The organism is Desulfatiglans sp., assembly GCA_012513605.1.
In the GTDB taxonomy this organism is placed as follows: Bacteria; Desulfobacterota; DSM-4660; order Desulfatiglandales; family HGW-15; genus JAAZBV01.
In genome coordinates this window covers 157568-180281 of the sequence record JAAZBV010000156.1, presented here as the reverse complement: position 1 = coordinate 180281, position 22714 = coordinate 157568, and the positions used below count along the sequence as shown (strand labels likewise).

General features: G+C 43.1%; 19 protein-coding genes. 16 read left to right on the top strand and 3 right to left on the bottom strand.

Going from position 1 to position 22714, the window contains the following annotated elements:
• The first annotated feature begins 238 nt into the window (after positions 1 to 238).
• Genes GX654_22510 through GX654_22490 form a run of 5 tightly spaced genes read left to right on the top strand, consistent with a single transcriptional unit; the run spans position 239 to position 7741 of the window.
• Complete coding sequence (locus tag GX654_22510) at positions 239 to 805, top strand: ferredoxin (protein NLD39636.1); 567 nt, start codon at positions 239 to 241, stop codon at positions 803 to 805.
• Positions 802 to 2121, top strand: a complete 1320-nt coding sequence (locus GX654_22505) for a 4Fe-4S binding protein (GenBank protein NLD39635.1) — start codon at positions 802 to 804, stop codon at positions 2119 to 2121. The genes GX654_22510 and GX654_22505 overlap by 4 nt, the downstream gene beginning before the upstream one ends.
• Positions 2099 to 3844 carry a PQQ-binding-like beta-propeller repeat protein gene (locus tag GX654_22500; GenBank protein NLD39634.1) on the top strand — a complete coding sequence of 582 codons (1746 nt, stop codon included), beginning with the start codon at positions 2099 to 2101 and terminating at the stop codon, positions 3842 to 3844. The genes GX654_22505 and GX654_22500 overlap by 23 nt, the downstream gene beginning before the upstream one ends.
• Entirely contained in the window at positions 3831 to 6185 is a 2355-nt protein-coding gene (locus tag GX654_22495) for a 4Fe-4S binding protein (protein ID NLD39633.1), read from the top strand. Before GX654_22500 ends, GX654_22495 begins: the two co-directional genes overlap by 14 nt.
• Positions 6182 to 7741 carry an FAD-dependent oxidoreductase gene (locus GX654_22490; GenBank protein NLD39632.1) on the top strand — a complete coding sequence of 520 codons (1560 nt, stop codon included), beginning with the start codon at positions 6182 to 6184 and terminating at the stop codon, positions 7739 to 7741. Before GX654_22495 ends, GX654_22490 begins: the two co-directional genes overlap by 4 nt.
• Here GX654_22490 and GX654_22485 read toward each other — a convergent pair.
• The 3 genes from GX654_22485 to mscL all read right to left on the bottom strand — a co-directional run bounded on the left by GX654_22485 (position 7738) and on the right by mscL (position 10311).
• Positions 7738 to 9006 carry an MFS transporter gene (locus tag GX654_22485; GenBank protein ID NLD39631.1) on the bottom strand — a complete coding sequence of 423 codons (1269 nt, stop codon included), beginning with the start codon at positions 9004 to 9006 and terminating at the stop codon, positions 7738 to 7740. The two genes, GX654_22490 and GX654_22485, sit on opposite strands and share 4 nt — an antisense overlap.
• A gap of 134 nt (positions 9007 to 9140) precedes the next feature.
• Positions 9141 to 9779 (bottom strand): DUF3795 domain-containing protein, encoded by a 639-nt coding sequence (locus GX654_22480; GenBank protein NLD39630.1) that lies wholly within the window; start codon positions 9777 to 9779, stop codon positions 9141 to 9143.
• A 130-nt stretch (positions 9780 to 9909) separates the two neighbouring features.
• On the bottom strand, positions 9910 to 10311 hold the full coding sequence (mscL, locus tag GX654_22475) for a large-conductance mechanosensitive channel protein MscL (GenBank protein NLD39629.1): 402 nt from the start codon (positions 10309 to 10311) through the stop codon (positions 9910 to 9912).
• Positions 10312 to 10822: 511 nt separating this feature from the next.
• On the opposite strand from mscL, the gene GX654_22470 reads away from it, so the two are divergent.
• From GX654_22470 to GX654_22420, 11 genes are all read left to right on the top strand, one after another.
• Entirely contained in the window at positions 10823 to 11479 is a 657-nt protein-coding gene (locus tag GX654_22470) for a hypothetical protein (GenBank protein ID NLD39628.1), read from the top strand.
• Positions 11480 to 11984: 505 nt separating this feature from the next.
• Complete coding sequence (locus tag GX654_22465; GenBank protein ID NLD39627.1) at positions 11985 to 12791, top strand: 4'-phosphopantetheinyl transferase superfamily protein; 807 nt, start codon at positions 11985 to 11987, stop codon at positions 12789 to 12791.
• Positions 12792 to 12862: 71 nt separating this feature from the next.
• Entirely contained in the window at positions 12863 to 13330 is a 468-nt protein-coding gene (locus GX654_22460) for a transcriptional activator RfaH (protein ID NLD39626.1), read from the top strand.
• Positions 13331 to 13567: 237 nt separating this feature from the next.
• On the top strand, positions 13568 to 15211 hold the full coding sequence (locus tag GX654_22455; GenBank protein ID NLD39625.1) for a TolC family protein: 1644 nt from the start codon (positions 13568 to 13570) through the stop codon (positions 15209 to 15211).
• Between the two features lie 289 nt (positions 15212 to 15500).
• Positions 15501 to 16748, top strand: a complete 1248-nt coding sequence (locus GX654_22450) for an HlyD family efflux transporter periplasmic adaptor subunit (protein ID NLD39624.1) — start codon at positions 15501 to 15503, stop codon at positions 16746 to 16748.
• A complete protein-coding gene (locus tag GX654_22445; GenBank protein ID NLD39623.1) occupies positions 16749 to 18890 on the top strand; it encodes a peptidase domain-containing ABC transporter in 2142 nt (713 codons plus the stop codon).
• A gap of 305 nt (positions 18891 to 19195) precedes the next feature.
• Positions 19196 to 20851, top strand: coding sequence for an acyl--CoA ligase (locus GX654_22440; GenBank protein NLD39622.1), 1656 nt, complete (start codon positions 19196 to 19198; stop codon positions 20849 to 20851).
• 72 nt (positions 20852 to 20923) lie between these two features.
• Positions 20924 to 21145, top strand: coding sequence for a type II toxin-antitoxin system Phd/YefM family antitoxin (locus tag GX654_22435; GenBank protein ID NLD39621.1), 222 nt, complete (start codon positions 20924 to 20926; stop codon positions 21143 to 21145).
• A gap of 11 nt (positions 21146 to 21156) precedes the next feature.
• Complete coding sequence (locus GX654_22430; GenBank protein NLD39620.1) at positions 21157 to 21540, top strand: type II toxin-antitoxin system VapC family toxin; 384 nt, start codon at positions 21157 to 21159, stop codon at positions 21538 to 21540.
• Positions 21541 to 21933: 393 nt separating this feature from the next.
• Positions 21934 to 22263: a hypothetical protein gene (locus GX654_22425; GenBank protein NLD39619.1), complete on the top strand. Its 330-nt coding sequence runs from the start codon at positions 21934 to 21936 to the stop codon at positions 22261 to 22263.
• 184 nt (positions 22264 to 22447) lie between these two features.
• The gene (locus GX654_22420) at positions 22448 to 22678 is read left to right on the top strand and encodes an addiction module protein (GenBank protein ID NLD39618.1); all 231 of its coding nucleotides are present in this window, start codon (positions 22448 to 22450) and stop codon (positions 22676 to 22678) included.
• Positions 22679 to 22714: the final 36 nt, after the last annotated feature.

The window sequence follows — 22714 nt, the reverse complement described above, 5'->3', positions numbered from 1 at the left end:
CTGAACTATTACTTGAACATGTAATACTACGCCATTGTTGCTATGAAGAACGAAAAGGAAGAATCAACTATTACAAACATTTAAACCATATTTGTCGCTTAGCTTGACGCCAATGCGCCTTCGCGGGAATGACGGACGCAATTAGATGTTATAAAAATAACGAATACATCGATAATTAGCGTTCACCTATAAATTGCAAATTCATTTGGGCACTAGACAGATGTTTTAGAGGTTGGTTATGGAAAATAATAACGAAAAAACAAAATCCCGGCGTGAATTTTTGCGGGATGCCCTGCGCGGATTTTCCCTTCTTGCCATTGGGGGTGTAATAGGCATTGGCCTTTACCGCGGCAGGAATCAGACATTTGCCTGGCAGATAGACCCATTAAAATGCACAACCTGCGGCAAATGCGAGACCGCCTGTGTACTGGAGGAGTCTGCTGTAAAGTGCGTGCACTCCTATGCGGTGTGCGGTTACTGCAAGATATGTTTTGGTTTTTTTGAGCCCCAGCCCCATGCAATAAATGAGGGAGCTGAAAACCAGCTTTGTCCGATGGGTGCAATAAAAAGAAAGTTTATTGAAGACCCCTACTATGAGTACACCATTGATGAAGGATTATGTACCGGGTGCGCAAAGTGTGTAAAGACCTGCAATGGTTTTGGTAACGGCTCCCTTCATATGCAGGTGCGACATGACCGTTGCGTAAACTGCAACCAGTGCGCCATAGCCCTTGAGTGCCCATCCGATGCATTCATAAGGGTGCCTGCTGATAACCCCTATATGTTCAAGGGGGGTACGATTTGAGGATAAGAACCATCAGCCTGCTGCTTGCCCTCCTTGTAATATCAGGCATGGCAATAGATTCCTTTACAATAGAAAGATTTCCCCCTCCCCAGTTTGAGGGTGATTATGTAAAGCCAGGAATGACTGCCCCGCCCCCCCGTGCAGGGGTATGGCCTGTTATTGATGCATCTGTGCTTGTAATTACACTTTGCCTTGCCTCGTGGTTTGCCCTCAAAAAGAGAAGCAGAACCATGATCTTTTGCCTCATGATATTCTCCCTTGTTTACTTCGGGTTTTACAGAAAGGGGTGTGTCTGCCCCATAGGGAGCATACAGGATATCTCTCTGCTCATATTCAGGGCTGACCATGCAATACCCATGATCACCATATTTTTCTTTATTATGCCGCTTATCGCAACGCTGCTCTTCGGCAGGGGCTTTTGTGCGGGTGTCTGCCCCCTCGGGGCTGTGCAGGACTTAACCCTGATAAAACCGGTAAAGGTGCCATCATGGCTTGAGCACACCTTGAGATATCTTGCCTACATTTATCTGGCCATAGCCATCCTGCTTGCGGTTAACGGCAGCGCATTTGTCATATGCAAATATGACCCCTATGTGGCGATCTTCCGCCAGAACGCCAACCTTGATATGGTGATAATCGGGGGGATACTGTTAGTCACAGGTTTCTTTATTGGCAGGCCATACTGCCGGTTTCTCTGCCCATACGGGGTGATCCTGCGCCAGTTGTCAAGGTTTTCAAAATGGCGTGTCAGGATAACCCCCACTGACTGCAATCAATGCAGGCTCTGCGAGGATGCCTGCCCATACGGCGCCATAAGGCAGCCTGTACAGGAATGGCCCCAGACAACTCATGCAGCCGATAAAAAAAGGCTTGCGCTCCTTCTTGTGCTGCTCCCTGTAATTGCCATCGCAGGCTCATGGATTGGTAACGCCATTGCCCCACTTGCTGCACGCACCCATGCAACCGTTTCCCTTGCTGAACAGGTCTGGGTTGAGGAAAACATGCCTGATACCTTGACAACCGATGCAAGCGAGTTTTTCAGGTCATCAGGGGAGAGCATACCATCCCTTTATGAGAGGGCCGCATTGGTAAGGGAGAGGTTTGAAAAGGGGGGGTGGTTTCTGGGTGGCTTTCTGGGGCTGATACTGGGCGGCAAGCTTATAATGCTGAGCCTCAGACCCAGGCAGAAGGATTATGAGGCAGACAGGGCAGGCTGCGTATCCTGCGGCAGATGTTACAGATACTGCCCCAAGGAGCAGGAATATCGTCTTGTAAAGATTCAGGAGAGCGGGGGTGTTGCAGCAGATGATGAATAATACCCCTGAAAAAAAGGTTTCAGCCGGATTGCAGAATATGGTCAGGGCCATCATCGTTGCAGGCGCCATATTTACAGCGCTGTTTCTTGTGCTGCTGATTTATAACGGGTACCGGCAATATGTGCAGAATACCGGGAGTGCCACCTTGATTACAGAACTCAAGATAGAGCTGCTTGCTGATCCTGAAAATGAGCAGTTGATAGAGAGGATAAGGGAAGTTGACCGTGACTATCGGGCAGACCGGCTGAGGAGGCTTGATTTTTCAGGACTGGGCAGTCTGATGCTTCTGATAAGCGCAGCTGTTACAATTGGCGCTAGAAAGTGGCAGGCACATCTTATGAAGATCAACCCTGAACCATGCACAGACAATATGGAGCCATTTAAAAGGCTTGGCCTGACAAAGGGCCGGGTATCCCTTATTGTGCTTGCATCTCTCATCACAGGCCTTGCCATGCTGTTAAACCAGTATACCCCTTCAGGGTATATAAGCGCGCTCAGGGCAGGGGCAAAAGGTCAACCCTCCTATGCCTCATATGAAGAGCTTGCCCTGAATTGGCACCGTTTCAGGGGGCTTGAGGGTGCAGGGCTGGCCCCTTTTACCAGTATACCTGAAAGGTGGGACATCTCGACCGGCGAGGGTATTATGTGGAAAACAGAGATACCTCTGCCCGGTTTCAACTCACCCATTGTTTGGCAGGATCGTGTATTTGTATCAGGGGCTGATGAGAAAAAACGCCAGGTTTACTGCTTTGATGCCCTGACCGGCGCCATTTTATGGACAGGTGATGTGCCTGGTGCGCCTGCCGGGGACAGAAAGATTGATGTTATGGAGGATACAGGTTTTGCAGCATCCACTATGGCAACAGACGGCAAACGTGTTTATGCTATTTTTGCCACAGGTGATCTGGCTGCCTTTGATTTTAAGGGCCGCCTTGTGTGGCATAAAAACCTTGGCATACCTGTAAGCCTTTACGGGTATGCCTCAAGCCTTGAGGTATATAAGGATCGTGTGCTGGTGCAGTATGACCAGGCAGGGGCTAATGACGGCAAATCAAAGCTCTACGCATTTGACGGTGCAACAGGCAGCATGGTATGGGAGTCAAAAAGAGATGTGCCCAACAGCTGGACAACCCCTATTGTAATTAAAAAAGGTGAGACCTTTCAGCTCATAACCGTTGCAGACCCCTGGGTGATCTCCTATAACCCGGAGGATGGAAAGGAGATATGGCGCGCAAGATCTGTAAAGGGTGATGTGGGTGCCTCCCCGATAGTTGCCGGTAATCTGGCAATAGCAATAGCCCCTGACCTGCATAATGTGGCCATAAAGATAGATGGATCAGGCGATGTTTCGCAAACCCATATTGCATGGACAAATGATGATGTGGGGCCGACAATTATCTCCCCGGTATCGGATGGAAGCAGCGTCTTTTATCTGGACACCTATGGCACACTCTATAATGTCAGTCTTGAAGATGGCAAGCTTATTTATGAACATGATTTTAATGAAAACATAAATGCCTCTCCAACCTTAGTGGAGGAGAGGATGTATGTTCTCACCATAGATGGGACAATGTTCATAGGCAGGGCTGGGGAAAACGGGTTCAATGTTGAGGCGAGTAACCCTGTAGGCGAAAGGTGTTATGCAACACCGGCCTTTATGCCGGGCCGCATATATATAAGAGGAGAGGAACATTTATACTGTATCGGATATGAAAAACCCTGATCTGACAAAAATTGATGCCATTATAGAATCTGTTGGAAGAACCCCTGACAGGGTATTGCCTGTGCTGCAGGCCATGCAGAAGGAGTACGGTTATCTTCCTCAGGAGGCAATGGCGCTTGTCTGTGAAAAGACAGAAATAACCCCTGCTGCCATCACGGGCTTTGCCAGCTTTTATGACCAGTTCCGCTTTACACCTGCAGGTGAACATATAATAAGGGTCTGCATAGGGACCGCCTGCCATGTAAAGGGGGCACAGGGTGTATATGATGCATTTAAAAGATATCTACATATCCCTGACAACAGCGATACTGACCCTGAAGGCAGGTTTACAATAGAGCCTGTTGCATGCCTGGGCTGCTGCACCCTTGCGCCTGTTGTTCAGATAGGTGATCTGATATACGGCCACCTCACACCTGAAAAGGTGGGGAGCACCCTGTCAAACTATCTATCCCATGCAGGGGCCAGAAAAAGGGTAGAAAAGGAACAGAGGCGGGATCAATCAGGCGGCCCTGTAAAGGGCGAAATAAGGGTAGGTCTTGGATCATGCTGCCAGGCGAGGGGGAGCGGGCATCTTAAAACGGCCATAGAAAAGGTGATTAAGGAAACCGGTATTCCTGCTAATATCAAACATGTGGGGTGCGTCGGCATGTGCTATGAGACGCCGCTCATGGAGATAATCATGTCAAACGGGGGCCGCTATCTCTATACAGGTGTAAAACCTGAAGAGGCAAGGGATATACTCTTAAGGCATTTCAGGCCGGCCAGTATTACAAAACGGATCATCCCTGCGATATCAAGGGGTTTAGATACCCTGCTCAATGGCGGCGACCCTGTCTCAATTGAGAGATATGCCATTGATAAACGTGAAAGGCATGTCGCGGACTTTCTGGGCCGCCAGAAAAATATTGCTACTGAGCACTGCGGCAGCGTAAGCCCTGTAAATATTGATGAGTATATCAGTTCAGGAGGGTTTAATGCACTGCACCGGGCTATTAATGAACTCAGTCCTGATCAGGTGATCTCCGAGATAGAGTCAAGCGGTCTGAGGGGCAGGGGCGGCGCAGGATACCCCACTTTTTTAAAGTGGAAGGTAGTGCGCAGCCAGGGTGAAAAGGATAGATATATTGTCCTGAACGGGGATGAGGGCGACCCCGGGGCATTCATGGACAGGATGCTCATGGAGTCATACCCCTTCAGGGTGGTTGAAGGGATGATCATTGCCGCCTCTGTAGCGGGCGCTCACAAGGGTTATCTCTATATAAGGGCAGAATACCCTCTTGCCATAGAGCGCATGACAGAGGCAATAAAGATGTGCCATGCACGCGGTTTTTTGGGTGAAAATATTCTTGGCACAGGCCATTCTCTTGATCTTACTATCGTTGCTGGGGCAGGGGCATTTGTATGCGGTGAAGAGACCGCCCTTCTTGCGAGCATCATGGGGCAGAGGGGCATGCCGCGTCTCAGGCCGCCATACCCGGCTCAGCAGGGTTTATGGGGAAAGCCGACCCTGATTAACAATGTGGAGACCTATGCAATGGTGCCCTGGATTTTACGGCATGGCGGGGCAGCATTTGCCGCAATGGGCACGGAAAAGAGCAAAGGCACAAAGGTCTTTGCCCTTGCAGGGAAGATTGCAAGGGGCGGGCTTATTGAGGTGCCTATGGGTGTTACGCTCAGGCAGGTAGTGGAGGAGATTGGGGGCGGCATAGCAGGGGGACTTAAATTCAAGGCCATCCAGATAGGCGGGCCCAGCGGAGGGTGCATACCTGCCAGCCTTTCAGATATCCCTGTTGATTATGAATCACTTGGAAGGGCAGGCGCCATCATGGGGTCAGGCGGGCTGGTGGTTATGGATGAGACTGACTGCATGGTGGATATTGCTAAATATTTTCTGCAATTTACACAGAACCAGTCATGCGGTAAATGCACCTTCTGCAGGGTGGGGACCCGCCGCATGCTTGAGATACTGGAGAGGCTTTGCAGCGGTAAAGGCAGGCAAATAGATATTGATCAGCTTGAGGAGCTTGCCCATCAGATTAAAGAGGGGAGCCTTTGCGCCCTTGGCGGGACCGCCCCAAACCCGGTGCTCTCCACATTAAAATACTTTCGTGAAGAGTATGAGGCGCATGTAAAGGGGAGGTGCCCTGCGGGTAAATGCAAGGCGCTTATAAAATACAGGGTTACAGAGGATTGTATCGGCTGCACCATATGCGCCCAGCGCTGCCCGGTGAGTGCAATCACCTTTAAGCCGTATGAAAGGCATGAGATCAATAGTGATATCTGCATACGGTGCGGCACATGTAAAGATGTATGCCCGGAAAAGGCGGTAGAGGTGGAATGATAAACTTAACCATAGATAAAAGACCAGTTCAAGTATCCAAAGGCTCAACAATCCTTGAGGCTGCCGAATCTATTGGCATCAGGATACCAACACTATGCTATTTAAAGGAGATATCACCCCTTACAAGCTGCATGATCTGTGTGGTAAAAGTGGAGGGTAAAAAAAACCTTGTCCCCTCATGTGCAACAATTGCTGAAGAGGGGATGATTGTCACAAACGATGACCCTGAAATAGCGGCAGCACGAAAAAGCGCACTTGAACTGCTTTTAAGCGACCATGCGGGTGACTGCATGGGGCCATGCGAGGTGGCATGTCCGGCGGGGATGGATATCCCTGAAATGCTCCGTCACATGGCAGCAGGGCGTTATAAAGATGCTATTGCGACAATAAAGGCGGATATTGCCCTTCCCGCAGTCACAGGCTATATTTGTCCTGCCCCGTGCGAGAAGGTCTGCCGCAGGGGACAGGTTGATGAAGCTATATCCATACGGCTTGTAAAACGTTGCGCGGCTGAACTGGACCTGGCAGAAAATGTGCCGTATAAACCTGCGGTAATGGCTGATGTGAATAAAAAGGTGGCAATAGTAGGCAGTGGCCCTGCTGGCTTAAGTGCAGCATATCATCTTCAGAGAAATGGTGTCTCCTGCACGGTTTTTGATGAACGTGAAATGCCGGGCGGGATGCTGCGCTATGAGGTGCCTGAAGAGATGCTGCCGGGGAGAGTCCTTGATGCAGAGATAGAGCAGATCAGGAGACTGGGTGTTGAATTCAGACAGGGGGTTCGTATAGGAAGGGATCTTACGCTTGATGAACTTAAAAGTTCCTTTGATGCGGTTTTTGTGGGTATTGGAAATATTCTTCATAATGACATTGAATGGCTTAATATTAAACCTGTCCAGGGTGGGCTTAAGGTCAACAGGGATACACTTGAAACTGAAATACCAGGTATTTTTGCAGGCGGAGATATCCGCAAAGGTTTAAAACTCGCTGTGCGCTCTTTGGCTGATGGCAGAAAGGCGGCAGAGGGCATTCTGCAATTTCTCAAAGGAGAGGCTGTTACTGGAAGCAAGAGGCCGTTTAACTGCAGGATGGGAAAGGTTGATCAGGAAGAACTTGCACGCTTTACAGATTCCACAGGCACAAACAATCCCCATGATATTAAGCCCCTTGATGAAATGGATAAAGGGCAGGCATCTCATGAATCCCTTTTCTGCCTGCACTGTGACTGCCGCAAAAAGATGGAGTGCAGGCTGCGCACATTTGCTGATGAATTTGGGGCAAAGGATGGGAGGTACACCGGGAAACGACGCCCCTTTGAAATTATAAACGGGCATAATAATATAATCTATGAACCTGGTAAATGCATAAGCTGCGGCATATGCGTGAAGATCACAGAAATGCATGGTGAAAGACTTGGCCTTGCCTTTATCGGGAGGGGCTTTGATGTGAAGGTGGCTGTCCCATTTGATAAATCGCTAACGGAAGGCATCTCAAAGACAGCGAGGGAAGCGGTAATGGCATGCCCGACAGGGGCACTGGCCTTTAAGTCTGTTTAAATTTGCTCTGTCTGCCCCTCAATATCAAACTCATTTACTCCACCCTCCCTGAATGCAAACCATGCAACCATCAGCCCGATAAAGCTGAGCACTGCCAGGAGATAGAAGAGGCCTTTCGGGTCTGAATCCATCATCAGCGGGGTGTATTTGGCCAAAATTGCTGCGGCAACCCTGGCGATTGTAATGATGGCGCCCTGGGCCGTTGTGCGTAAAAGTGTAGGGAAAGACTCCTGAGTCCAGACCTTCATGATGGCCTCAAATGAGAAACCAAGGCCCACACCACCCAGCAGCCCGCTTATAATGGCGGTTAATATGGAAAACCCAAAGAGTGCAAGCACAAGGCACATGAGTACAATTGCAATTGCGCCTATCTCAAAATATTTAAATCGTTTGGGTGTATCTGATATGCGCATAAACCAGTAGGCCCATATAAAACTGATAAGAAGGCTTGCAACATTGATTCTTGAGGCAAATTCCACCCCCTGCCCTATAACATTAACCCACATATAGGTGCCAAACTGGCCGTTTGTATTGGCTACAAGGTTTGTGGCTGAATAAAAGATAATCAAGGCGATGAATGGTTTCAGAAATGGCGGTTTCATGAGATCGAAGAAGGATGCCTTTTTTGCCTGGATAGTTTTTGATCCTTCAATATGTCCCTTATAGGCCATGCGCCACTTATCCGATTCAGGGATTCCAAAGCGAAGAAACAGGGTGATAAGAGAAAGAATACCCAACTGTCCGAACATGATCTGACCACCGATATAACCCAAGTCGCCGACCAGAGAGGCGCAGGCAAGCGCACCCAAAAACCCTAGAATCCACATGACCTGGCTGAAGCCAACAAGTTTTCCACGGTTTTCATTTGTGGCAGTTTCAGCAATGGATGCGAGGGATACCGGCAGATCAGCGCCTGCCCCAAGCCCCACAATAATCGTCCCGGTAAAAAGCCATGAAAATGATGTCATAAGTGTCAGCATTGCAGAGCCCACAACAATCATGAACATGGTGGCAATAAAGACAGAGCGGCGGCCATACCTGTCTCCAAGCCTTCCTCCAAGCAGTGCCCCGATTGCTATGCAGGCGATCAGGGCAGCTGAAAGGGTGCCGATCTGATTTTCTGTTATGCCGATGGAATGCTGGTATATGACAAGTGCAATGCCTGAACCGATTATTGCGCATGCGTCTATATAGGATGCCATTCCGCATACAATGGCAATCCACCAGGGGTTAATGGCGTTTGATCTGGAGGGGGAAACGGTCATGTTTAGTTGATCCTTTCAATGGGGAGGTGGCGGGTTTTGGTGCAGGCCTGTTCGCCTGCACCGGGATGTCTGACAGAGTTTCTGAAATGCAAGTTTCCTGAAGGGTTAGAAAATGGCATATCTGAAAAAGAATGTCACGGTTGTTTTGGAAATGGGCGCAGGGTGAAGAGCTTATCTGATCTGGGTGCGCCGCATCCTGAACATTTACTGTCATACCAGGCCATTTGTAAACCGCATTTGGGGCACGACCAGCGCTCCTTTTCATGTTTTGCCCATTTCTCAATCCCCATTTTCTTGATCTGGCTGAGGTTTGATAATACCTCTCCATGATGAGGCATGCCATCATTGTTGAATTTTGTTACTTTTTCACATGGCTCATCTTTGCAGTCTGAGCAGCGGGTAACACCCTCTTTATCTAAAGCGCATTTTCTCATTGCACAATCACGGCAAAAGGAGGCGACCCTGCCATTTCCTATGCAGCCATCACAGAGGATATCCTCCTTCTCAAGCTTCATAGGCCCTGTTGAAAACTGTTTAACCAGGGCATCAAGCTTTCCCTTATCTTTTGACTGGGTTGCAATGTACATGGGGCATGCGCCGCAATATAGCCCGCACGGGGCTACAAGGATTTCATTTTTTTGTTCTGCATCCTGTTTGGATTCCATTGCATGCGCTGTAAGGCAATCAAGTTTAAGGCATGCGCAACCAACCGCAGTGGCAGCAGCACCAATAACAAAATCCCTTCTGGTTATGTTTTTTATTAGAGTATTCATATTTTCTCTCAATAAATGAGTGGTGTATTCACATTACACCGATGACCCAGTATTCATTTAAAAGCTGATAGCTGAATGCTGATAGCTGAAAGCTTCATCCAGAAATGGTCTATTTCTGGATGAAAACGAATTACTTCTTAACCAGTGCATCCCTGATTTCTGTTAAAAGCACCACCTCTGCGGGTGGGGCAGGTGGCGCAGCAGGCGCCTCTTCCTGTTTTTTCTTGAATGCATTCATTGCCTTTATCATCATAAAAATAGCAAAGGCTATTATCACAAAATCCACCACTGACTGTATGAACTTGCCATAGTTAAGCGTAACAGCCGCAACACCCTCGGATGCCTGTTTAATGGTTATTGCCAGATCTGAAAAATCCACACCACCAAGAAGGACTCCTATGGGCGGCATAATTACATCTGCAACAAATGATGAGACAATCTTCCCGAAGGCCCCGCCAATGATTATACCGACAGCCATGTCAACTACATTACCGCGCATTGCAAAAGTCTTGAATTCCTGGATAAATCCCATGATAAACCCTCCTGTTTTTGAATTTAATATTTGAAAAATACGATTAGACACCACCTGTTTACACTATTTTTAATGAAAAGTCTTTTTATTTGTATTCATATACCACATGCTGGTTTCCACCCCAAAAGCATGCGGGATGCAAAACCAGCATTATAAGATATTTGGCTGATGATAAAATTATACATCACGGTTTATTCTGCTGATTTATATTTACTCTCCCGCCGCTCTTTAACCGCTTTTTCAATACTTCATTTTTTAGTCAATAGATATTTTTTTTGACATCCTGCCCTAAATTAAAATATAAATCACATGGTCTTCTCTTTGTTTTAAAACCTTGATCGAGAATGGCAACTTGAATTTCCATTCAAAGGAAGCGGGCAAATAGCAGGCAATCCTTTCCGATCAATATTTTTCCAAAATGTTAACAATCTGATGTGATTTTACCGGTATAATTTGTTGTTGCAGTTTGCTGTCATTTTGCTTTTTTAAGGATAAAATAACGATCAATAAAATGCTTGGTGAACTGGGAGGTTCACATCTCAGGGCAAGCATGACCGGGCGTTTTGAGGATATGTATAAGGATTATCAAGAGCCCATATCTGCCGGTTTTATCTGGCAGGTCTATGGAGGCAGGGCAGTTGTAACGCAAGTATTTCCCGAGAGCCTTGCAGAAAAGGCCGGGGTGCAGAGGGGGTGGATTTTGGATAAGATAAAAGGAGAATCCCCTGTTGATGGAAAATTAGATACTGCCACAAATGCTCCCACCTTCCGTGCGCCCATACTGGATGTCGGTAAGCCCGAGTCTTATATGTTTATTGATCAGGATGAAAAGGAGCATTTAATCACCCTTTCTCCTGAAAAGGAGGATAAAACACTTTTAAGGTGGACTATTAATGACAAGGACATCCATTATGAGCCTGTATTATCCCACACACTCCCTGAAGGGTATTTATACCTGCTCATTAAAAATTTTAATTCATTCAGGCTTTTAAATCCACTCAAATCCAGAATCCTTGTTGAAGATAGCCCGCCAGGAGTCATACTTGATCTGCGTTATAATAATGGGGGGATGGAATTTTTAATGAAATCAGCCCTTAAAAGATTTTTTCAGGATGATATTATTATTGGCACCAGGACATATTACGACGGGGAGTTGCCCCGGATATAATAGTACCTGAACCGGATCTTGCCACGCTGCGTTCCGGGCGTGATCCGGACATTGAGGAAGCATTGAAAATATTAAATTAGATGCAAGCCGGGATAAAGAGATAAAATATTTTTAAAAGAGAAAATGTATTTTTTGAGAAAAATTTCTTGACAGAAATATGCCGAATCAGATATTCACATAATCATGCTTTAAACAGGCAGATAATTGTCGATAATGTTTTACATAATTCCTTGGGAGGGGGGTTTTACTTCGACAGTCTATTCTAGCTCCTGATCAGTTTTACATCTTTACCTGTTTTATTTAGTTTCACATAAAAATTAAGTCTTTTTTTTGCATTACGATGGTAGCATGCTTTGCTATGTCATGGCTTATTTTTCAAAAATGCATCCACCTGAAGGGCATTCTGATAATCAAATATCATGCTGCCTAAGATGCTGTATATATTGCTTTTAGACTGAAAGACATTGAATTTCATATTGGTAGAAAGGTTATATAGTTTAGTGTTATGCTTTGCCAGACTCTGAAAGAAAATGATTTTTTATCTTCTCCTTATGCAACATGGCCTGAAGTAGAATGTTTATGGAGTCCTCCCGCTTCAGATATATACATTCGTTGCAATGAGGTTCATGTCTGGCGTATTCCGCTTGACCTGCCAATTAGTCAGGTTAATTCATTTGAGCAAACGCTTTGTTTTGATGAACTGTCAAAGGCCAACAGATACTATTCATGTGTTGACAGACAACGTTACAAGGCAAGCCGCGGGTCATTAAGGAAAATCCTTTCAAAATATATTGGGTCAGAACCTTCGGAAATTCAATTTGCCTATAGCTCTTCAGGTAAACCATCTTTATCTTCAGGGTTAAATAGCGAGAGCCTCTGTTTTAACATGTCCCATTCAAATCAGTATGCACTGTGTGCAATAACGTTAAATCGTTCAATTGGTATTGATGTAGAATATCTGCGTCCTGCGCCTGATATGCTGTCAATTGCTAAACGCTATTTTGCATCAGATGAGTATGAAACAATACTTTCATTATCACCGGATATAAGAGAACAAGCCTTTTATACTCTTTGGACATTAAAAGAGGCATATCTTAAGGCAACAGGTGAAGGTATAAGAGGCCTTGGAAATATTGAGGTTAAATTTTCTCAAATAGAATCCATTGTATCTGTAATAGATAATAAAAATAATTTGAAAGAAGATTGCTGGACAACACACCGGTTTACTCCGGCCAATAATTACGCTGCCGGGCTCACGGTAAAAGGTAAAGATGATTTGGTTTTTAAATTTTATAATATAGAACAATTATGACATTGGATATTGAAACAAAAAGCAAAAACGCATCTGATCATCGGCAGTGGTTTACTGTCCAGACACATTCAATGAAAGAACAGATTGCGAAAGTTAATTTAGAGAATCAGGGATATAAGGTTTATTTCCCGCAGATCAAGGTGATCCGCAGACATGCAAGGCGTGTTGGTTTAACTAAAAAGGCCTTTTTCCCGGGATATTTATTCATTCATCTGGCGTCCAATGAATGTCAGTGGCAAAGCATTTCAAGTACAAGGGGCGCTATAAGACCCGTTAGATTTGGTGAATATTATCCTCCTGTCCCTGATTGGATTATCGTGGAATTACGGTCACGTGAGGATGAATCGGGCTTAATAATACTTGATGAGACTGAAAAATATAAAACAGGTGACAGAGTCAAGGTATCGTTGCTGGAGAATATAGAACAGACAGGTGTTTTTCAAGCACTTCACGGAAATGAAAGAGCATTGATCCTGCTCGATTTTTTACAGGAGCAGGCAAGAACCATGGTGCCTCTTTCAGCGTTGTCTTTTTGCTGACCGGTAAGGAAGAATTGCTAAGTTAATTTCCTTACCAAATAAATCAAGGATTTATGCTTTAACAGTATCGAATGGGTAAAAACAGATGTTTTCACCCAAATGGCGGTAGCCTGCCCAGAAGTCTAGATGCTGGATCTTGGATTCTGGTTTCTGGATGTTTTAAGGATTATCCAGCATCAAGTATCAAGTATCCAGCATCCAGTATCCAGAATATTCCAACTTCAGGGAGTCTTTAAATTGCTTAAAAGTTTAACAGTAAAAAAAAATCTTCATCTTACATTCCTGATAATTTACATGCTCATGCTCGGGAATTGTTCCTATATGAAAAAGGCGAAAGAGTTTTATGAGGCTCCAGCCATAATGACTGTTCCTGAAAAAAAAGTGCGTCAAATTGATATGATGGATTTGAAAGAGGTGGAACAGAAAAATGAAACCGAAGCAGTGCCGGTTGAGTCAGAGCTTGATGATATAACGCTTTCTCTTGCTGAGTGCCGTGCCTTTACATTGGAGAACAATCTGGATCTTCGTGTTCAGCTTATTAATCCTTCTATTGCTAACGAAGGAGTGAATCAGGAAGAGGCGAAATTTGAGGCAATTTATTCTGGTAAAATTGAGTATAACAACACTGATATGCCTCAATCATCACTTCTTGATGGGACAGGTATAAACCAGTACACAGCAAACATAGGGGTTAGTATGCCGCTCAGGACAGGCGGGACACTCAGTTTTAATTTTGTAGATTCACGCAGAAAGGAAACATCTGTGTGGACATTATTAAATCCATCATATTATTCGGCTCCGAGTATATCAATAAGTCAGCCGTTATTAAGAAATGCTGGTAAAAATGCAAACACCTATCGAATACGTATGGCCCAATATAACAGTGATATTATTGATACCAGAACGAAACTACAGGCGATACGCATAATAGCTAATGTTGATATAACTTACTGGAAACTATACGCAACCAGGAAATTACTGGAGGTGCGTAAACAGCAATATGATTTGTCAAAAGCCCTGTTTGAACAGACAAAACGTTTTGTAGAATTAGGTTTAAAATCCAAAGTGGAAGTTATAAGAACAGAAGCCAGCATGGCAGAAAAACTTGAGGCCATTATCAAGGCAGAAAATGATGTAAGGGATGCTGAAAGGGCGCTTAAGAGGATGATGAACAAAAAGGGGTTGGGAATGCGAACAAAGACTGTTGTAATCCCTGCAACTCTCCCTGATCCAATACATTATAAATTTGACAATATGCTAATAGTAAAAAATGCTCTTAAAAATCGCATGGAGCTTCTCGAAATAGAGCTTCAACTGGCACAGGACAATAGCAGTATCGAATATATGAAAAATCAGATGCTCCCTCTTGTTACAATGGAATACAAATACAATATCAATGCCCTGGGCGGAGACAGACACGAATTATATGACATGTTGCTGGATAACGATTATAATGACCACAGATTCAGCCTTCAATTTTCAATACCTTTGTTTAATGAGGCCGCAAAAAGCAATTACAGAAGGGCTGTCTTTGAACGTAATCAAAGGCTCGCAACAAAAGAAAGCAAAGAAGCAGAAATAGAAAATGAGGTGCTGAACCAGGTTGATAAACTTGAGGCCAACTGGCAGAGAATACAGGCAAGCAGTCAAACAACCATCCTTGCAGATCAGCAGTATCAAACAGAAAAAAAGCAGTATGAACTGGGGTTTGCCTCATCCACAGATGTTCTTGATGCACAGACAAAGCTCGCTGAGGCACAGATAATGGAGATAGTAGCTATAGCCGAATATCAGATTGCGCTTGTTGACCTTGCATATGCGACAGGGACATTATTAGGTGCAGCAAAGGTGGAGCTGGAGCCGATAGTGCCTAAAGAATGATACCGGATACAGGATACTGGATTCTGGTATAAAGCTTATTCCTCATAAGGAAATTTTAAGGATTAGAAATGCAGGGTGGGTTTTTATAACCCACAGATTCAATTATCTCGATTCCATTGAAATTGTTGCATTCTGATTTGTTGAATTTACTTTTTATTCCAAATTGTATGTTTCATCCAACATCCAGCGACCAGTATCCAGTGACCAGCATCCAGTATCAAGTATCTAGTATCCAGAATCCAGAATCAAGTATCCAGTATCCAGTAACAATTTTTAAAAGGTTTCACCAATGACATTACCATTATTCAGAAAACAGGCAGTGGATCACCAGAGAGAAAGGCTATACGGTGAGATAATTCTGACTCAACCGGTCTCATATTATGTTTTATCAGGCTTTCTGGTACTCATAACCATTATTGCAATTATCTTCCTGGTAGGACACAACTATGCCAGAAAAGAAAAGGTCTCAGGTATCATAGTGCCGCAACAGGGCATGGTAACAGTCTTTCCGCCTCAGGCAGGGATACTTGCTAAACTGAATGTGACAGAGGGTGTGTATGTAAAGGAGAATGTTGAATTATTCAGCATCCTGATTGATCAGCGCACTAATGGTGGTGAGTACATCGGCCAGAAAATTATGGAGGAATTGAATTTCCAGGAAGATTTTCTCAGGAAAAGACTAAAAATCGAACAAGAGCGGGTTGAAACAGAGATTGCAGCACAGGAAGCAGAGGCAAAAAGACTGAAAACCGAAATAGGGCGACTGAAAGAGGTAATAAGTATTCAGAATGAGACACTGGAAATAGAGCAGAATAATTATGACAAGACAAAAACAATGCTCTCCGAAGATTATATTTCATCCTCAGATGTTGAAACCTTTTACAGAAAATATCTTGACCAGAAACAACAGGCACAATCGCTTGCAATGAGGCTGGAAGAGGCAATAGCAAACCTTGAAAATATCCCGCTCCATATTAAGGCTCTAAAGGTCAACAGTGCTCGTGAGATTTCAAACATTGAGAGCCAGACATCAGAAATTGCAAAACAATTGGCCCAGGTTGAAGGGCAAAGACAACTGATATTTACAGCGCCAGTTGCAGGTAGAATTACATCTGTTGTAGCAAATGTGGGCCAAAGGATGAACCCGAATGTGCCCATGTTTTCCATAATACCGGAGGGATCACAGCTTCAGGCCAATCTGTTTCTTCCAACACGATCGATCGGTTTTATGGAAATGGGTCAGCAGGTAAATATCAGTTATGAAGCATTCCCTTATCAAAAGTTCGGAACCTATTCCGGTAAAATAAACCAGATAGCAAAAAGTGTTATTATGCCCGGTGAATTGGCATCAGGGTTATCATTTAAAGAGCCTGTATATAAAGTTGTGGCAGAACTGGAAAAACAGCAAATTTTAGCATATGGGAAAGAGTTACCGCTAAAACCTGGTATGATGCTCTCTGCTGATGTGACCCTTGATGAACGTACATTATTTGAATGGCTTCTTGAACCGCTCTACAGCCTGAGAGGAAAAATCTAAATGGATGGAATTATCTTCAAGTCCGGACGATCTTTACCGACCATAATACAGACTGAGCATTCTGAGTGCGCACTTGCCTGCCTTGCCATGATGTCAGGCTATTTCGGGCATAAGATCGATATCATCACCTTAAGAAACAAGTACTCTGTTTCGCAACATGGTGTTACATTAAAAGATGTAATTAAAATAGCAGAAAAGATGAATATGTCTTCCAGGGCAGTAAGGGTTGAGATTGATGAAATAGCAAAACTCAAAATGCCAGCCATATTACACTGGGACATGAATCATTTTGTAGTACTTAAGAAAATATCAAAAAATAAAGTAATTATTCATGACCCTGCTGTAGGGATCAGGGATATAACACTCAAGGAACTCGGAAAACACTTTACCGGGGTAGCCCTTGAGTTGACCCCCACAAAGGATTTTAAGGAAGAAGATGAAGTAAAAAAATTAAAGATAAGTCAGTTATGGACAAGGGCATCAGGACTTAAAAGAGGTATAATTCAGGTTTTAATTTTATCTTTGCTGCTGGAGCTATTCGGAGTCACCTCTCCATATTTCACACAACTGGTAATAGATGATGTTCTTGTATCAAGGGACATAGAATTATTAAAAATACTTATCATCGGCTACTTTTTACTCGTATTAATCCAGACAGTTACAGGCGTCCTTCGCTCTTATGTTGTTATGCATTTTACAACCAAGCTGGGTTTCCAGTGGGCTGTTAATATTTATCGTCATATTTTAAAACTGCCTCTGGAATATTTTGTAAAACGTCATATAGGTGATATTGTTTCACGTTTTGGTTCAAATAGAAATATACAGAATTTTTTAACATCGAGCATCATTGCAGTAATCCTTGACGGGCTTATGGTCATAATAACCATGGTAATGATGCTTATTTACAGCAGGATTCTTTCAATCATTATTTTTGTGGCAGTTATATTCTATGCAATTATTCGTCTCTCCACATACCGATGGATCAGGAACAGGACAGAAGAGCAGTTAGTTGCAGCCGCTAAAGAAAATACAAATTTTATGGAAAATATCACAGCCATGCAGGGCATCAAGCTGTTCGGTAAAGAGACAGACAGGCTCTCCGTATGGCAGAATTATTTTGTGGATGTCATAAATACTGGACTCAGGGTTCAGAAATTTGGCATATGGATAGGGGTTGTTAATGGATTTGCCTCGAGCCTGAGATCAGTACTTATACTATATATTGGCGCAAAGGCTGTTCTTGATACTGAATTATCCATTGGTATGCTCATGGCCTTTACATCATGGGGCGGATCATTTATGGGGAGGGCCTTAAGCCTTTTGGATACAGCCATTCAATACCGCCTGCTGGATGTCCACTTAACAAGGCTTGCTGATATTGTTTATACAGATGTGGAACAGAAAATGGAGGGTTCAGGAGTCCCTTCCATAAATGTGTCATCCAAACCAATTATTGAGGTTAAGGATCTGGCATTCAGGTACTCTGAAGATCACCCGTTCGTTTTCAGCAATGTAAATTTTACACTTGAAAATGAAGAGACAGTCGCCATTATAGGCCCATCCGGATGCGGGAAATCCACATTATTAAAGCTATTATCGAGCCTTTACCAACCATCCCATGGTGAAATTATGATGTATGGGATGGATATAAAAAAGATCGGGTTTCAGCATTTCAGGAGTAAAGTCAGTGTGGTTATGCAGGATGACCGCCTGTTAACAGGTTCCATATCCGATAATATATGCTTCTTTGATTCAACACCTGATCAGGAGGCTATTGAAAGGGCAGCTGATCTTGCTGCAATCCATAAAGAAATAATGGCAATGCCGATGCAGTATAATACACTGGTAGGAAATCTTGGGGTAGCGCTGTCTGGTGGTCAGGTTCAGCGGATATTGCTTGCAAGGGCAATATATAAAAAGCCTTTACTTATGTTTCTTGATGAAGCTACCAGCCATCTTGATGTTGATAATGAAAAACTGGTGAACGCTGCTGTTAAAGAATTGAAGATGAGCCGTATAATAGTAGCGCACAGACCTGAAACAATAAAACTTGCAGATCGTATATTCCAGATGGCGCCACAGGGGCTGATCCCGGTAATTCCTGAACAACTGGATTTTTATGAAGGTAAATTGTTTGATTAGCTGGAACCGGAAATATTTTAACCGCAAAGGCGCAAAGGACGCAAATTTTTATTTGGTTTCATTTAATATCTAGTGATTTGTATTAACTTTAGATAAAGTGGAAAGTAATTGGAATCTGAATCTGAATCCACTGTAATCCATATTCAATATGATGTTACCCCCTCGTCATTCCGCGACTTGTCAAAGATCCCGTGTTGTATAGGGGATCGCGGAATCTAGAAATTTTTTTAACTCTTATGATCTGATGCGAATTGCGTCTTTATTTTATCTGAGAAGTTAAGTCTCGAAAATTGGAGAACCATATAATGGATAGTATTGTAAAACGCCTTATACAAAAAGGCTCACCCTTTGAACTCCAGGATGCAGTAATAAATGGTATTCCATGCAAAATATTTCCACATGGACCTAAAACCTTGCAGGATGTTTTTATAAAAGCCGCTTCATTTAAACAGAATGAATTTATCGTAGATGGTGAGGTGCGATTAACATTCAACCAGACCATTGAAAAGGCAAAATATTTTGCTTTCATTTTAAAAATTCAATATGGCATATCAAAAGGAGATCGGGTTGCCCTGTTGATGAAAAACAGCGCTGAATGGATTATCGCCTTTATAGCAATTCATATGGCAGGGGCAGTATCAGTTACTATCCATGCTGATTCTACAAAAGAAACTGTTGTAGAGGCTTTACAAATAACAAGCTGTAAATCAGTAATATGTGATAAAGCGAACATAGAAAAACTGGATGCGGTCAATTTGAAATGTTCTGTTATACTGTTTTCAAGTATAAAACAGGACAATGAAATGAAAACAGATATTACTGCTTCACCGGTTTGCGAATTTACTAAATCAGACCCGGATGATGAAGCCTTGATTTCATTTACATCTGGTACAACAGGCACACCAAAAGGTGTTGTACTCAGCCACCGAAACATGACAACAGGGTTGATGAACATGATGCTTGGCGGGTATATGATGAGTTATCGTGCTCCTAAAAAGGCACCAGGGGCACAGGCAAATAATCAAAATATGCAGCCATGTTCAATATTGTTATCTCCCTTATCCCATATTGGCGGATTTTCCAGTATTATGCTCATGTGTTACCTTGGTGGGAAAATAGTTTTAATGAACCGGTGGGATACAGCCAGGGCTGCCTCACTTATTGAAAAGGAAAAGGTAAGATCAATAAATGGGGCCTCTGTGGATATGATAAGGGAGTTGCTGAGATCAGAGAGCACAACTGAAAGTCTAAAAACATTAACAAACCTTAATATACACGGGACTGCATTAAATCGGAATTTTATAAAAGAGGTTACCGGTACGATCCCATCAATGAATATTGGCACAGGTTATGGGATGACAGAGACATGCGGATCAATCAGCAATGTAACCAGTGCTGAACTGATGGATAACCCCAATTGGGCAGGGCCGATATTACCGAGCGTTGAAATCAAGGTGGTTGATGATGCTGGAGAGCAACTACAGAAAGGTGAATTAGGTGAAATATGTATAAGAGGTGCAATGATTATGCAGGGTTATATTTCTGATTCTGATATCTCCAAAGATGTTATCAAAGATGGATGGCTAAAAACCGGCGACCTGGGATATCGGGATGCAGACGAAAACCTTTTTGTTACTGATCGTATTAAGGATATTATTATTTGCAATAATCAGCAAATTTCAGCCAATGAATTAGAGCGCATGGCAGGTGATCACCCAATGGTTGATGAGGCAGTTGTATTAGGAATGCCTGATTCAGAAAGGTGTGAAGCTATAGTGATGGCAGTTTTACCAAAAAATAATCAGCAAATTGATAAAGCAAGCTTTAAACAGGAGTTATGTGCCATGTTGCATGAGTATTCTGATAATATAAAAATAAACATGGTTGATAGATTACCACGAACAACTTCAGGAAAAGTAAACAGGAATGAATTAAGGAGGCAAATTACGCTGATGGTATAGAATGTATTAATTGATTTTGCCTTTTGTTTTGTATAGACTAAGCAAAAAGACTTAGTTTTATCGGAGGCATGTATGGAAACTGTAAATATTAATGAAGCCAAGGTAAATTTTTCAAAATTGTTGGCTCGTGTAAATTCTGGAGAAGAGATAATTATAGCAAGGTCAGGAAAACCCTGCGCTCGACTGATTCCGTTTAACAAAGAGAAAAAAAGGGTTCCGGGCATAGTTGAAGGCAAAGTTACAGATGCCTTTTTTGAAGCGCTTCCAGACGAAGAATTGGCCAGGTGGGAATAGGATAAGACAAAATGCTTCTGGATACCCATATATTTTTATGGTGGCTTTTTGATGATAGGAAGCTTCCAATTAATATCAGGGAGTATATTCAGGATATTGATAATGCAATCTATGTTAGTGCTGCTTCGGTATGGGAGATTTCTACAAAATATCGTCTGGGAAAGCTTCCCGAGGCATCAGAAGTTGCAAAAGACGTCTCTAAATGGGTATTGCAGGCAGGATTTCAGCCATTGAATGTAACATTGGAGCATGCCCAACTCGCAGGGAGTTGGGATGTATCTCATCGTGACCCCTTTGATCGTATGCTTGCCGCTCAGGCTAAGCTGGAACAAATTCCTCTGGCAACTATTGATGTTGCTATGAGCCAATTCCCAATCAAGATTATAAATAATTAATAAACAACCCTTGAGGGACACCGAAAAAACTTAAATACCTATCACCACGGAGTGCATCCACCTTTGCCATAGCTATGGCCACTTGCGTCAAGTTAAAGAGGTTAACATACCGAATGCTATTTATTTGGCGAGAAAAATGTTGAAAAATTCTGTAGGGTGGGGTTTTACACCCCACCGATAAAAAGTTGGCATATAAAATTCCCCCCTTAATTTTAAAAGGTGTATCAAATAATACGTTAAAAAGACCTTTAAGATTTAGTTTCGCGCAAATGAGTTATCCAGAATCTGATTTCTAGCTTTTTTTTCTAGTATCCAGCATCAAGTATCCGTATTTATCCAGGATCAAGTATCCAGCATCCAGTATCTTTTATAAAATACACGAAAGGAAAACCTATGTTAGCACACGAACAACACAACAATAATCCACAACTTTCAGAAACCGAAACCATCGTAAGTAAGATTTGGTCAGAAGTACTTCAGCAGAATAAAGTAAACCCGGAAGATAACTTTTTTGAGATGGGTGGAGACTCATTAATGACTATGATGGTTATGTTTCGTGTAAAGGAAATACTGCAAGTTGATATGCCGCCTTATACGATAAGCCAGTCTCCAACTCTGCGAGAGTTTTGTCAAAAGATAGATGAACAAATGACTGAATCTGAAACAAAAACATTGCCAGAAGAATATTTGGATGCCCAGGAACTGGAGAGTGGGGTGATTTGAGGAGGGTGGATACTGGGGGCTGGATTCCAGATACTGGATTTGTGTATCCATACGCAGGTATCAAACATAATAATCCATTAAGTTTTGTCATAAAAAATAGGCAAATGAATAAATTGCATTTTTATTCTTTATCTGTAACAATTAGTAAAAATTGATATGTTATTGATCTTAATGGAGTAAAAGTATGAAATTCTCACTACCTTTAAAGGAGATGTCTACTTCAGAAAAAATCGCTGCTATGGAAATGATATGGGATGATTTATTAAAAGATCCTGAGTCAATTCCGAGCCTTGAATGGCATGCTGATGTTTTAAAAGAAAGAGAATTAAGAGTAAGTGAAGGCAAATCATCTTTTATTGATTTTTCTAAAGTAAAAGAGAGGATCAGAAAAAGGCGTAAAAATAAATTATCATAAATCCATTTTTTGTTGTCTTTATCCAGCACTCAGTAT